This is a genomic window from Proteiniborus sp. (genome assembly GCF_040308045.1).
Classification (GTDB): domain Bacteria; phylum Bacillota; class Clostridia; order Tissierellales; family Proteiniboraceae; genus Proteiniborus.
Window position 1 is genome coordinate 36,742 of record NZ_JAWRHZ010000061.1, and the last position, 13,972, is coordinate 50,713.

Annotated in this window: 12 protein-coding genes; all 12 read right to left on the bottom strand. The window is 32.9% G+C overall.

What is annotated here, in order from left to right; all coding sequences use genetic code 11:
* Positions 1-157 precede the first annotated feature (157 nt).
* Positions 158-1,522 (bottom strand): germination protein YpeB, encoded by a 1,365-nt coding sequence (gene ypeB, locus ABV008_RS13150; protein WP_352420292.1) that lies wholly within the window; start codon positions 1,520-1,522, stop codon positions 158-160.
* Between the two features lie 15 nt (positions 1,523-1,537).
* The gene (gene sleB, locus ABV008_RS13155) at positions 1,538-2,251 is read right to left on the bottom strand and encodes a spore cortex-lytic enzyme (protein ID WP_502929787.1); all 714 of its coding nucleotides are present in this window, start codon (positions 2,249-2,251) and stop codon (positions 1,538-1,540) included.
* Between the two features lie 235 nt (positions 2,252-2,486).
* The gene (gene spoIIR / locus ABV008_RS13160) at positions 2,487-3,167 is read right to left on the bottom strand and encodes a stage II sporulation protein R (protein WP_352420293.1); all 681 of its coding nucleotides are present in this window, start codon (positions 3,165-3,167) and stop codon (positions 2,487-2,489) included.
* A 160-nt stretch (positions 3,168-3,327) separates the two neighbouring features.
* Positions 3,328-4,503, bottom strand: a complete 1,176-nt coding sequence (locus ABV008_RS13165) for a Ger(x)C family spore germination protein (RefSeq protein ID WP_352420294.1) — start codon at positions 4,501-4,503, stop codon at positions 3,328-3,330.
* Positions 4,487-5,602, bottom strand: coding sequence for a GerAB/ArcD/ProY family transporter (locus ABV008_RS13170; RefSeq protein WP_352420295.1), 1,116 nt, complete (start codon positions 5,600-5,602; stop codon positions 4,487-4,489). Before ABV008_RS13170 ends, ABV008_RS13165 begins: the two co-directional genes overlap by 17 nt.
* Positions 5,599-7,176: a spore germination protein gene (locus tag ABV008_RS13175; protein WP_352420296.1), complete on the bottom strand. Its 1,578-nt coding sequence runs from the start codon at positions 7,174-7,176 to the stop codon at positions 5,599-5,601. The genes ABV008_RS13170 and ABV008_RS13175 overlap by 4 nt, the downstream gene beginning before the upstream one ends.
* A gap of 13 nt (positions 7,177-7,189) precedes the next feature.
* On the bottom strand, positions 7,190-7,405 hold the full coding sequence (locus ABV008_RS13180; protein WP_352420297.1) for a CLC_0170 family protein: 216 nt from the start codon (positions 7,403-7,405) through the stop codon (positions 7,190-7,192).
* A 142-nt stretch (positions 7,406-7,547) separates the two neighbouring features.
* Complete coding sequence (locus ABV008_RS13185) at positions 7,548-8,303, bottom strand: nucleotidyltransferase family protein (protein WP_352420298.1); 756 nt, start codon at positions 8,301-8,303, stop codon at positions 7,548-7,550.
* 25 nt (positions 8,304-8,328) lie between these two features.
* Entirely contained in the window at positions 8,329-9,021 is a 693-nt protein-coding gene (locus ABV008_RS13190; protein ID WP_352420299.1) for a GntR family transcriptional regulator, read from the bottom strand.
* A 12-nt stretch (positions 9,022-9,033) separates the two neighbouring features.
* Positions 9,034-9,885 (bottom strand): 4-(cytidine 5'-diphospho)-2-C-methyl-D-erythritol kinase, encoded by an 852-nt coding sequence (gene ispE / locus ABV008_RS13195; protein ID WP_352420300.1) that lies wholly within the window; start codon positions 9,883-9,885, stop codon positions 9,034-9,036.
* A 197-nt stretch (positions 9,886-10,082) separates the two neighbouring features.
* On the bottom strand, positions 10,083-11,648 hold the full coding sequence (locus ABV008_RS13200; RefSeq protein WP_352420301.1) for a DUF3794 and LysM peptidoglycan-binding domain-containing protein: 1,566 nt from the start codon (positions 11,646-11,648) through the stop codon (positions 10,083-10,085).
* Positions 11,649-11,974: 326 nt separating this feature from the next.
* Positions 11,975-13,966: an amidohydrolase family protein gene (locus tag ABV008_RS13205; protein WP_352420302.1), complete on the bottom strand. Its 1,992-nt coding sequence runs from the start codon at positions 13,964-13,966 to the stop codon at positions 11,975-11,977.
* Positions 13,967-13,972: the final 6 nt, after the last annotated feature.

Below are 13,972 nucleotides of genomic sequence, written 5' to 3' on the forward strand. Positions count from 1 at the left end.
GATAAATTAAATCTGTCATATACAGTATATTACTCGATAACATACTTGTCAATTAATTAACAATGTTTTAATGATTCTTTTTATATTAGCTTTGCATCTATTATTCAGTTGAAAAAGTATAATAGCGGAGAATTAATTCTCCGCTATTGGTATATGTTTAAAATGTTAATGTTCCATTTTCATCTTTTATTATCTGCAGTATTTGTTCTTCTTTTCCATCTAGTGCATTTATATATACTATATAGTCACTTTCCTTATATTTACCTTTAAACTCGTAGCATAATACTTCTTTTGAACCTTTTGGTATCATGGCAAGCCTTATACTGTCTATATTAAAATCAAGTCTTACTTTGTCTCTGGCTTCTTCTTGTGTTAGTTTTGGTTCTGGTATTTGTCTATTATGATGAGCATGTAAATATGCTGCTGCTTCAAAGCCTACGATATCTCCATTGTCTAAGGCTACCTTTACTTTTATCAAATCAGGGTATATGGTTACATTTTTTTCAGTATATGCAAAATTAAACAGTCCTACTCCATCATATCTTAGTGAGTAATTTGGCTCCATGTTTTTATATCCTTTTTCTTCTAGAAACTTTAGTGCTCTATCTTGAGCTTGCTTCATAGACAAACTAATATTTCCTGCGCCTCTTGGATTAGCCATCCATACTACATGGCCGCCTTGTTTGCTTACACTAATATATCCTCCTGTTTTATTGTCCCTATCTCCTGTAGATACACTAAAGGAATGAGAAGGTATAGTGGCTGCATCGTTTAATTGGTCACCTTCTTCAAATAATGTTAAGGTCCATTTTTGCTTGTTTCCTAGGAAGTCTTCTGCTATTTTTCTAGCTTCTTCTACACTTACTTTTTTATTACCTAAGCCTTTAGGCTTCATATTCATAATTTGATCTGAAAATGGTCCATCATATATTAGTTCTGGATATTCTGTCATTGTTTCTTCAAATTTAGCTAAGCTTGTATTTAACATGTCTTCATTTGTTTCTCTCAAGCCTTCTCTTTGCTTTCTCTCTACTCGACCTAGAGCAACATCTCCTTTCATTATCTTATCTTGAAGTGTTGCTAGCTCTTTTGTTAAATAAGCTGAATAATCTTGAAGATTAAACATTGACTCTCTTTGTTTGCTATCTAGTTCTTTTCCAGTTAAATGCTGTTTTACTAATGAATAACTGTAGTCAGCTACTTGAGTCAAATATTTTTGAGTTTTACTAATGTCACTATGACTTACAGGCAATTGTGATAGTTTATCTTGAGCTAAGCTGGCTTGTTGCATTATTTGTGTTAGTAGAAGCACATTTTGCTCTTTTGAATCAGATAATAATGCTTTTGATAATGCGACTTGTACATTTGCTATATGTGCTTTTGTATCATGAAAAAGTCTCTGGTAGTCATTACTTAACGCTATTTTATAATCATTTTTCAGCTGGTATTGGTAAGCTCCCCAAACTCCTACTGCTAAGAGTGCTATTGCTAATAAGGCAGAAGTTATCCCTCTTCTACTCAATTTTATTCACCTCCTTTAGTTTCCAAACCAGTGTTTGCCTATTTTTATAACTACTTTACGTGACCATATCCATTTGCTCGTAGCTGTTGCTGGGTTCCAATAATATCTGCAACCATAGGTTGGATCCCAACCGTTTATTGCATCTCTGGCGGCTCTTATTGATTCAGCATCTGGCTCTAAATTTATCTGTCCATCAGCTACTGCTGTAAATGCTAATGGCTGATATACTACCCCTGCTATTGTATTAGGAAATGAAGGGTGTCTGGTTCTATTTAGTATAACTGCTCCTACTGCAACTTTTCCTATATAAGGCTCTCCTCTTGCCTCTGCATGTATTGTTTTTCCTAACAAATATACATCGCCTTCTCTATTTAGTCCTGTATTAGCTGGGGCCGCTGCTGTAGTTAGTGAAATTCCAATTGCTCTTGCTGTGGCTGGTCCTACTACTCCATCTTCTGTCAGTCCATGAGCTCTTTGAAACCTTCTTACTGCTCTATATGTAGCAGCTCCATATACCCCATCTACATTTCCTACAAGATACCCCCACTGAGAAAGTCTCGATTGTACTTTCTTTACGTTTTCTCCTCTTGAGCCCCAGTATAGGCTTCCTTCCTGTAGTGTTGAATACTCTTTTGCTTGAGCTGAGTATGTGTTTTCGTTTATGTAAAAGGTCCCTGCTACAAATGTAACTATTATTAAAAAGCTTAATATTAATACTGCCTTCTTCAAATTTATTATCCTCCTCTCCTATGTTGTAAGTATTAATTCGGATTGGTCTTATTTTCTGTAAAAATGTCTATATTTATGCAGGCAATTTATAATTGTCATATCGCAGTTTCGAAACACAAATTTGTTCACTCCCATCCGGTCGTGCAAATTTGGTTCTCATTGCGTTTGACCTACCATCGATTTATGATAGGAGCTTTCATAAATCGGGTTAGGTCATAAAAAAGCTGACAAACAATTATTGTCTGTCAGCTATGAATATCTTTGCAAATTGTACTTTTCCTTTTTCAAATAGCTCTAGTACCTTTGATTTTAGGATTATTGGCATTTCCCCTTCGTCTCTTGCACTTATTATCATATTGAATTCTTCTTCTGTAAGAACTTTTCTTAGCTCATCTTTTGTTTTGCCATCTGTTAATCCATTTGTTATATCTATGAAGCATAGTGGTGGAAACATGACACACCACCAATTTTGTCCTTTTCCCTCTCCTATTACTACTCTTAAAGCCTGGTATTCCCCAGCTGGTAATGTAAATCCTCCATAAGATTTTGTCGGAAAGTTTTGATTGTCTAAAGAAACTGCTACCTGGTAGTCTTTTTTGTTAGACTCTATTTCTTTAAGTGCTATTTCTTTTATCTCGTCAATATTGTTTTTTACTATTTCTCTAGTTTCGTCTATAGACTGTGATTTTCCTAGCTTGTCATTCATATTAGCTATTATTTTGTCTCTTACTTTTAGCTTTAGTTCTTGGTCTTCTGGTGAATCACTATTGGCTAATACATGCAATCTTATGAGCTTGCTTTTATACGCTTCACTGCTGATATCTGAACTGAATATGTAACTTACAAATACTGCTGATATAACAATCACTAAGGCACTAGCAATTAATAATCTTTTATAATTTTTTATTAATCTCATTTTCTCCTCTCCCCCGTTCCTAAGTTTTTCATTATCAATTCTTAATAGAACTCCTTTACATTCGTTCAGGATGACAGTTCTTTCAGTTCTTAATTCTCAATTTTCTTTTGCCTTCCTTTATAACTAAGTATTAGCAATTATTGATTATTTTAAACATATTTTACTTGGTCATTCCAATTCTTCTTAATCTTGCATCTACATTTACTTCAAATTCTATAGTCGGAAAAACTTCTTCCCAATCATCTTTTATTTCATCCCATAAGTCAGGCTCATATTTACGCATATTTCTTCCTAAGCCTATGACATCTGCCTTAAATTCTTTCTGTAATTTGTTAAAAGTAACTTGTATTTCTTTTCCCAGTTTTTCCTCTAAGCTTTTTTCTATAGCCACTATAGTCTTTTCGTCAGTTATACTGTTTGCGGCCTCTAGCTTATATTGTTGAATATAGCCTTCAGTTACTATATTTGCAGTATACTTTATTGTGTCACCATCTACTGATATGTTGCATTTTGTATTTGAATTTGTGATAACATAGGGTACTACGGCGTTGTCATACTCTATGTTAAGCAAAGCATTATTTACTCTATTCATTAAGAACATAGCTGCAATGTTTTCCACCTCTCCAAGCCATCCTATAAGCTTAAAATCCTTTACTATTCCAGAGCCTGCTATCTTAACCTCTCCCTTTCCTGGTATAGCTCTAGGAAGAAGTGCATTGCCACTAAAATATAGTTCTGTCAAAACTTCCTCTAAAACTACATCATTATATCTATGTGAGCCTTGTTTTTTGTTCAATATTTGATATATAAGCTGTCCCGTTACAGGTTCAAATGGATCTTCTATTTCAATTATTTCCTTTGCAGTTCCTTTTACTATAAGCACATAAATTTTTCTACTTAGCTGCTCATGTCTGCCTAAGTTATCAAATATTTCTAGCATATATTCTTTGTTTTTAGCCACTTCTTCTCCTATTAAAACTACCTTTACATGTCTAAAGGAAAAATTCCTATTAATCCTTGTAGCTAATTCCTTTGTTGTCTCGTAGGGATTGTTACTTATACTTGCCATGACAATTCTGGGTTCTTCGCTTGTAGCATTTTTTCCTATTGCTCTTAAATCTGGTGCTACATAGGTAATTATAAACCTATCTTTTTGCGTTATTTGACTTTCCTCTGCCTTTCTTTCAGCTTCATCTGCAGAATGCTCTTCTCCCCTGTAAATATCTATGCCCATTGCTGATATAAAAAAGTTCTCATCTATTTCTATTAAATCCCAACACCCAGTTAGCAAAATTGATATTGACAATATAATAAAGAGTTTAAGCTGTTTTTTCATTTTTTCTGGTTTCTCCTTTCCTTTTAAGTACTGCTAATATAAATAACAGTGAAGGATAAACTATTGTTGCAAAGGTTCCAAAGATATAAGTAAATACTTCTAAATACTTATATACTAGAACAACACTTCTGGGAATAAGTGATAAGAAATAGATTATTGGTAAAATAGATACTACGAGGTATTTGTGCTCTTCTACTTTAAACATTTTTTCTAGTAGTATTGAGGACGAGTATATAGCTGATATTAGTGTGGTAAAGGCAACAACTACCCAAATAGACATAATAATTCCTTCTATGTTTTCTACAAAGGCACTCGGGAATTGAACTGCCTTTGATAAAGATAGTAAAGGCCAGAGTTGAAGTGCAAGCCCTTTTTCCCCAAATCTTGCGATTGATATAAAAAAGGATCCTAAATATACTACTATTATTGCTACTATGGCACCAAGATTGTATTTTAGTGCTGACTCAGGATTTTTTGAAAAGAGCATATATATTAAAAGAAATTCTAAGCCTCCAAAGGAGAAAAAAGTAGAGGGTATCGACTTAAGTAACTGTATAGGATTAACCCTAAAGATAGGCAAAAGGTTAGTAAAGTCTAAGTCTTGTAATAATACTGTAGAAATAATAAGAAGTGGAATCACTATAAATGGTATTACTATAATTGAGAACCTAGCTACAGTCTCTATCCCACTTCTAGTAGTAAATGCTGCTGTTAAAAGCATAGTAAATATAACTACCTCAATAGGAGTAGCCAGTAATAAGAACATTTTTATAACTTCTCCAAAAATTCTTACAACAAATGCACCTTGCCCAATTATATGTATGACTACTATGACTAAAGCTACATAGGTAAGTGGTTTTCCCATAAGGTGATTACTTATTTCTAGTATATTCTTCCCCTTATACATACTCATAATCTTTGTTATCATAGTTACTAATATAATGGCTATAATGCCAGTTATTATTATCAGAACCCATCCTGAGGTCCCAAGCCTTTCTGCTAAAGGACTAGGTAAAGTAAGAATTCCCACTCCTAATATTGTATGCAACATTAGAATTGCCACTTGCAAGTTGGATATCTTACTATCTTTTCCTATCATTTTTTATCAGCTCCATCGTTTTTCTTCTCCTTATTTATAAACTTATCTTCATCAATTAAATTAGTTATTTTTTGTCTTTCCCTCATCTTTATAAGTGGAAATTTAATAACTGTATCCTTTAAGTCCGACATTGCTCTACCTAAAGTAGTGAATGGACTCATATAAGGTACTCCAAAGCTAGTTAGTTTTACTAAATGAGTAGTTACTATAATAAGTCCTAACACTAACCCATATAGACCAAGTATTGTAGCTAAAGCCATTATGAAAAACCTTAATATTCTAAAACCTGATGCAAAACCATAATTGGGAATCATAAAGGACGCTACAGCTGTAACTGCTACTACTATTACCATAAGAGGACTGACTATCCCTGCCTCTACAGCAGCTTGCCCAATGACAAGACCTCCTACAATACTTATAGTAGTTCCTATAGGACCGGACATACGTGAGCCTGCTTCTCTTAAGAATTCTATTGTTATTTCCATGGCAAAAGCCTCAATAAATGCTGGAAAAGGCACATTAATTCTACTAGCCCCTACATATAAGGCCAGCTTCGTCGGTAGTAGTCCCGGATGATAGGAAACTAAGGCTATGTACAAAGCAGGAGCTAATAATGACATTAAAACCGCTATGTATCTAATGAGTCTTGTCAATGATACTATTGGCCATCTTTGGTAATAGTCTTCTGCTGACTGTAAAAAAGTCATTAGTGTAGCAGGAACTAATAGGCAAAATGGAGTATTATCCACAACTATCGCTATACGTCCCTCATAAAGTGCAGCTGCTACTACATCTGGTCTTTCAGTGTTTTCCATTTGTGGAAAAGGTGAAAAATGATTATCTTCAATAAGTTGTTCAATAAAAGAGCTTTCTAGTATAGCATCTATTTTTATTTTTTCTATTCTTTTTTTTACTTCTTCTACTAAATAGGGGTTGGCTATGTCTTCAATATATAATATTGCAACATCTGTTTTTGACCTTTCTCCTACTTGCATAGTTTTTATCTTGAATTTAGTGTCTCTTATTCTTTTCCTTATTAATCCTGTATTAAACTTTGCTGTCTCTACAAAGCCATCTCTCGGTCCTCTGACTACTGTCTCTGATTCAGACTGTGATATTCCTCTTGTAGGATATCCTCTTGAACCTATTATGATTATTTTTTCGTAGCCGTTTATCAAGAGGACAGTATCTCCTACTAAAATGCTGTCTACTGCCTCTGTTAAATTGTCTATTTCCTTTATTTCTGTTGTTGCTATGGCTCCGTCCATGGATAGTCTAAATAGGCCATCTCTTATATCCTCAGGCTCTTTTCCTCTGCCTTCTAGCATAAGAGGTCTTAATACATGCTGATTTACTAAGTCCTTATCTGCTATTCCATCAATCTGTATTACTGCAAACTCGTGTATTTGCTCTGTGCCTACCTTGAATTTTCTAAAAAGCACGTCATCACAGTCTTTAAATACCTCTTTTAACTTATTAATATTTTCTTCTAAATTTCTTGATGAGGGCATCTTTTTCTTCTCAGCACTTTTTTCTTCTGTTTTTTTTTTGAAGAATTTATCTAAAAAGCTCATCTAATATGCCTCCTTAAATAATTCTGCCTATAAGATAGAGTATTGGTCCAGCTACTATGTATGAAATACCTAGTAGTTTTGCTAATTTCGCATCCTTTTTCTTTCCAGCAGCTTGTAGCTCTTTTCTATCTATTAATAGAACAAATGCCCCAGCTAATATAATAAAAAATATTAGAAAACCGCCTAGTAATGGTTTGATGCTATAGTTAAGGACTTCACTAAATATCATTTGTTTATCAACTCCTAATCAAACTATTAGGTAAAAATACTAATATACAAACGTAAAATTAAAAACACGATTTTAACCCATGCTTATAGCTATAATGTTTGCCAACAGAATACATTTTATGCAAAAAAACACAAGGTGCATTTTATAAAATGCACCTTGTGTTTTTTTGCATATATCTTTCTATTACTTGTACATGCTCCAGCCTATCTACATCGTTTCCTATTTCAGCATATTTTGATATTATAGCCTTTCCACGAATATTCAAAAGCTTTGATACTCTATTCTCTACCTCTTCTATACTAAGCCTTCCCGTAGCAAGCTTAATTAAAAATGGAAGCCCTAACACTCTACTCATTTTTGCTGGACTTTTTCTGTAGCTTATCATTTGCTCTGCTATGTATAAAGACCTATCAATTATTGTAGGGTTTACCATAAATAAATTGCCACCTGTAAATTGACCTTCTTTTAGAGTTGCATAAGTTCTTTTAGATTCTGGATATGCAAGATCACAGGTAGTTTTATTTATTATGGGATAGCATATGTCTGCTTTAGAAACTAAAGCCCTTGTTATAAAATCTGCCACAGCTTCTCCTGTTAATAGTGGTATATCGCAAGTGGATATAAGGAGCATATCATCTTCTTTAAAGTATCTTGCTCCAGCAGCAATGTTATCTAGAATACTGCCTTTATGATCTATTATAGTGTTTACATGTATGCTTAAACTGCCAAGTTGACTTTTATCTCCTACTACTGCTATTTTATCTACTTTATTAGATGCTTTTAATGCATCTATAACATACATAATCATTGGTTTACCTTGTAACTCAATAAAAGCCTTGCTACTTTTTTCTGCAAGCTGACTATCTTCATTTCCTGCAAGAATTACACAATTTATCATGGCTTTTCATCCCTTATATATAATCTTATATATTATCAATTTTAAAATTATCTTTTAAACCAGAAACTATATACTTCTCAATATTTTCTATATGATTTTGTGCGTACTTACTTGCTCTCTCAGGTTCTCTGTTTTCTATTGCATTTAATACATTTTGATGTTCTTCTACAAGATATGTTGTCATATTGTATTCAGTAAAATATGCTACTCTAAATCTTTGCACTTGTTCCCTTAAGCTTTCAATTATAGATGTTAATTTTTTGTTTTTAGCAGCTAATAATATTACTTCATGAAATTCTGTGTCTTTGTTTATCATGCCTTGAACATCCTTTTTCTCTATGCATTGTTTGAATTCAACAGCTTTTTGTCTTAGCAATTCAATTTCTTCTTCATTTGCTCTGATAGCAGCTAGAGATGCAGCCAAGCCTTCTAGGGATGATCTGATTTCTAATACATCTACTACATCATTTAATGAAATATCTGCTACATAGGCACCTTTTCTTGGCTCCATCACTAGAAGTCCTTCAAGCTCAAGCTTTCTAATGGCTTCTCTTACTGGAGTTCTACTGACGCCAAGCTTTTCTGCTAATTGTACTTCCATTACTCTCTCTCCAGGCTTTAATCTACCATCTAATATAGCTTCTCTTATAGATTCAAACACTATTTCTCTAAGTGGCTTATAATCATGTAGGTTTAGTTTTTCTAAGTCAATATCCATTTGTATTCCTCCTTAAACAGTTCTTGTTGATAAAACTGTTTTAATACTGTATTTTAAGCTTTCTTCACATTTGCTCATATCCTTTGGATCATTGAATATGCCAAAAATTGTTGGTCCACTGCCACTCATAAGGCTTCCCAGAGCCCCATGCATTAGCATCTGTTCTTTTATCTTATTTAATATGGGATTTTCGTTTATAGTAACTGTTTCTAATACATTTTTCATGCCCTTAGCTACAAGTTCTGTGTCTCCATTTTCTATGTGTTTTAATAAGGTTGTTGTCTGAGGCCTATCTGATATTTTATCTAATTTAAGATTATTGTATACATAGGCAGTTGAAATATTAAAGCCTGGATTTGCAATTAATACAAGCCTATCAGAAAATCTATTAAGTCTAGTAAGTTTTTCACCAATGCCCCTAGCTAGTGCAGTACCACCTATAATACAATATGGCACATCTGCTCCAATCTTTAGACCTATATCCATTAGGCTTCCTTCACTAAGATTTAGCTGCCATAGAGTATTAAGACCTTTTAAAACTGCAGCTGCATCCGTACTGCCCCCTGCAAGGCCTCCAGCTATTGGTATATTCTTCTCTATTTGTATGTGAATTCCTTTATTTATATTGAATTTTTCTGATAAACTTTTATAGGCTTTATATACTAGATTAGAAGAGTCTAAAGGTACTGATTTTGAATTTGAATCTATAGTAAAGCCTGAGTTTTTTTCTTCAATTGTAATGACATCCTTTAAAGCTAATTGCTGCATTATCATTTCAAGGTCATGATAGCCATCTTCTCTTTTTTTAAGGACATCTAAAGATAAATTGATTTTTGCATGTGCGTCTATTGTTATTTTTTTCATGGTGTTCTCCAATCTACTGCTAATTTCAGATTTAAATCTTTTCCTTTATATTATAGTATAATATATTCTATATACAAAATACAAAAAACTTTTATGACCTAACCCGATTTATGAAAGTTTTTACCATAAATCGTTGGTAGATCATATGAAATAAAAATAGCCTTAAGGTTTCCTTAGGCCATTTTTATATTATCTACTTATAGCTCAAAGCTAACATTCTTTTCAATAATTATCTTTTCTCCTGGCATTATGTTTTCTGGAGAAACTATGTCATTAGTACTTATTATTTCTTCTACTGTAGTATTATATCTCTTAGCTATATCCCATAATGTGTCATCTTTTTGAACTATGTATATTGTAATACTTGGTCTAGAAACTCTATCTATTGCTTCTCCTGTTTCTACTGCTTCTGTAACGATATTTATCTTTTTTACTCTATTTACAGATACATAGTTGTTTATAGATGCTTCTATCTCTACTTCATGACTATTAATTTTTTTAAAGCTTATATCTTCTAATATGTTTTCCACTTCTAAATCTAGTTCATCGTCTTCTTGCTCTATATCTACATAAGTTTTAAATGGAATCTCGTGTCTAACATCTTTTATTTCATTGTTTTCTTCTGATTGATATAGCATATCTACTTCCAATAATCCTTCTATAATCACTTTGCTTTCCATTAGCTTGTAATCAGTGATTAAGGACCTTCCGCTTACATTATAGATAGCCTTTACTACTTCTTTTCCTTGGTCTAAAGATCCTTTTATTAATTCTTTTGATGTGCTTTGCCCAATGTTTTCTGATACTACTACTTCTTGTTTTTTGATGTCAAATATTTTATTAGTACAATAGGTATCTACTGCTACTTCTTTTTCCATCTGTCTATAAACTTTTGCGCTAATCTTTACTGTGGATTCAATATCTATTATTCTTAGGGTACCGTTTATGTCTTCTTTTACATCATAATTTACATCATAAGAACTAAGCTTTAATCCACAGTCCATGTCTTTTTCGGCACCAGGCAGTTCTACAAAGTGTGTAAATGGTATTTCATGGTTAACATAATTTACTTTGTTTTCTTCGTCATCTCCAAAATACATAATCGAACATGCTACTACACCTGCAACTATAACTTTGTCATCTACTACTTTTGTCTCTTTTTCATATACCTTAGTATCAACCCTAAGGATATCTATAATGTCTGGCATTTGCTCTTCAAGTTCAAAAGCTTCTTTTACTAATGTAGATGAAGTATTGGTACCCATTACATCGTTATATCTTATGTTTTCCTTTAACACCTGGATTCCATCCGAACCCTTAATATCTTTAATAATGTCAATAGTATTGTCTAGAGTAGCTTTACCAGCAATAGATATTACAGTTTTTACTGATATTGAAGCATCTCCAACTTGATCATAATCTATATGCTCTACGTTAGCTTTTATATCTGCTACTATACCTTCGTTTACTCCTTCTATCTCTATTTCTTCCTTGAAATCTGTCGTTGCATCTAGATTATGTACTGATTGCAATTCGTCATCTGTACTATATAGGACATTAAAGTTTACTATTCCGTTAACTATAATCTTCCCTTTAGCTACTTTTGTACCTGTTACTTCTACGTCCCCATCTATTTTTAGTACTTTATTAATTTTGGGCTTAGTCTCTGGAACTGTGATTTCTCCTTCTACTAGTGCTTGTATCTCATCTTTTCCTACTACTTGGTCTATCTTAAGTAAATCCTTGATTAGTTCAACTGCCATGAAATTCCTCCTCCCTTTATCTGAGACTTTAAGTAATTTTTAAATACCACACTAATATATTCCTATGCAAAATAATATGTTCTAATGTCCCAAAAAATTACTAATTAAATCAATAAAAAGTATTATTTATTTAATACTATGTCTTCAGAGAGAAGTTTAGACGTTTTAGTGAGTTAAAGAATCCATGATTTTGTATAGCAACATTTCCTTAACATAAGTAGGTAGTGAAAATGAACCTATATGAGGAGCTATATTATACACAAAACTGCCAGTCTATCTGAATTTCTTTCTTAGATAAACTGGCAGTTTAAATGATTGATAATAGTCTATTGTTTTCCTGATTTATTCTTGCTAATCGTCAGTGCAGCTAATATAATTCCTACTGCCAAAATAATTGTTATAATTATTGAAATAATCGATGGTTTCTTTTCTGAAATTGATTCTACTTCTTTGTCAATTTTATCACTTTCATTCTCATTTTTTCCCTGTCCTAATGACAAAGTTTTGATATGTATTTCGCTATCTTTTAAGGTAATATCATATTCATCTTTTAGCAATGCTTGCAAATCGCCTTGATATATATATGTGTTGCCTTTATATATTATTGGTTCTTTTTCTAAGCTAATATCTGATGAATTTACCTTAGCTGTATTTGTACCTAGTTGGAGCAGTATATTGTCAATTTCTATATCCCCATTATTATTATCTATTACTTTCTTTCCTATGGTGTCAAAAAACTTATTTAATGGCACATATGTGTCACCATCAATATTGTATGCATCAGAAAGGCTGCTCTTTATATCTTCATCTATTGTCATTGTAAATAAGTCTATAGGTTTATTTTCTAAAGTCTTATCAATAAAATAAGATTTAATAGCTTTTCCTGGTTTTACATTTTTTATTATTCCATCTTTATTTTTTATAATTACTCCATTTACTATTACATATTCAATCCCCTCTGATGGTGTATCTGGACTTTTTACTGTACTTTTATCTATGATAGTATCTGGATTGAATATTGTAATATCTGCATCTGCTCCTATCTCTATTCTCCCTTTTACTTTCATTGAGGGTGCAGCACTTTCCATTCTCTTTGCTGGAAGGTATGAAGCCTTTTTAATGGCTTCCATCATTGTAAGGACTTTTTCCTCTCTTACATACTTACCAAATAGTCTGCTATAGTTACCTGCACCTCTTGGGTGATTGTTTAGTGAAGGCTCTATTATTGTATCTGAGCCTATCATTACTATAGGGTCTTTAAGTGCCATTGTAATCTCTTCTTCTGGCATGGAGCCATGGGCTGCTACTAAATAATGAGTAGTTGCTCTATAATGATTAAATGTCTCCTCTGTTAATCTCTCATCAGTTCCACCTACTTGCAAATCACTATATGTAATTCTAAATCTATCCTGCCATCCAGGTCTAAATCTTGCAGAGTCAATGTATGTAGCCCAATAATCATAAGGGTAAATGCAAGTAGTTACATCTAAACCTTCATCTATTGCATCATGAACCATTTTTAAAGCCTCTTCCATTACATAAGTACCACCTGTACTATTTATATGCATTATATGTATGGCTGCACCGGTTTCTCTCCCGTAATCAATTACTTCCTGTACTCCTTCTAGTTGCTTATCTGGTTGTGATGTATCTGAAGATCTAAGGTGATAAAAAGTAGGCACATCATATTCTTTAGCTAGCTTTAGCAATGGTATAACTTCCTGTTCTTGTATGCCAGGTACATATTCAAAGCTAAAGGATATTCCTAGTGCACCTTCTTCTATATTTTTTCTAGCACTAGCTACAAGCTTTTTTATATCAGATTCTTTTGTCATTGTGGCATCTACGCCATAGCCAACTATTGGCCACCTTAACCTTGTTATAAAGGTTGAAGCACCAAAGTTAATAGGAAGTCCTCTTTTTTCCCAGCGACTATACCATATCTTAGCATCTTCTGTTCCTCCATGCATTGCAAGATTACTAGTAACTCCATCTAATATCTTAAACTTTATACCTATGTCATTAGGATCATAAGATATCAGGTCAATGAATCCAGGAGATACTACTAATCCAGTGGCATCAATAATTTCTTTTCCTTCAATATCTGCTTCTGTAATCCTTTCTATCTTACCGTCTTTTATTCCTAAGTTGTAGCCACTAAGCCGGTGTTCAGTAGAAGGATTATAAATATCTCCACCTTTAATGACTATATCAAACTTTTCTGTAGGCTCTGAATATGCAACTGGTTTAATGAAAGTTATTAGAAAAAAGTATACAAATGCTAATATAGCTACTTTTTTTATCCTGCTGTTTTTCAAAACATG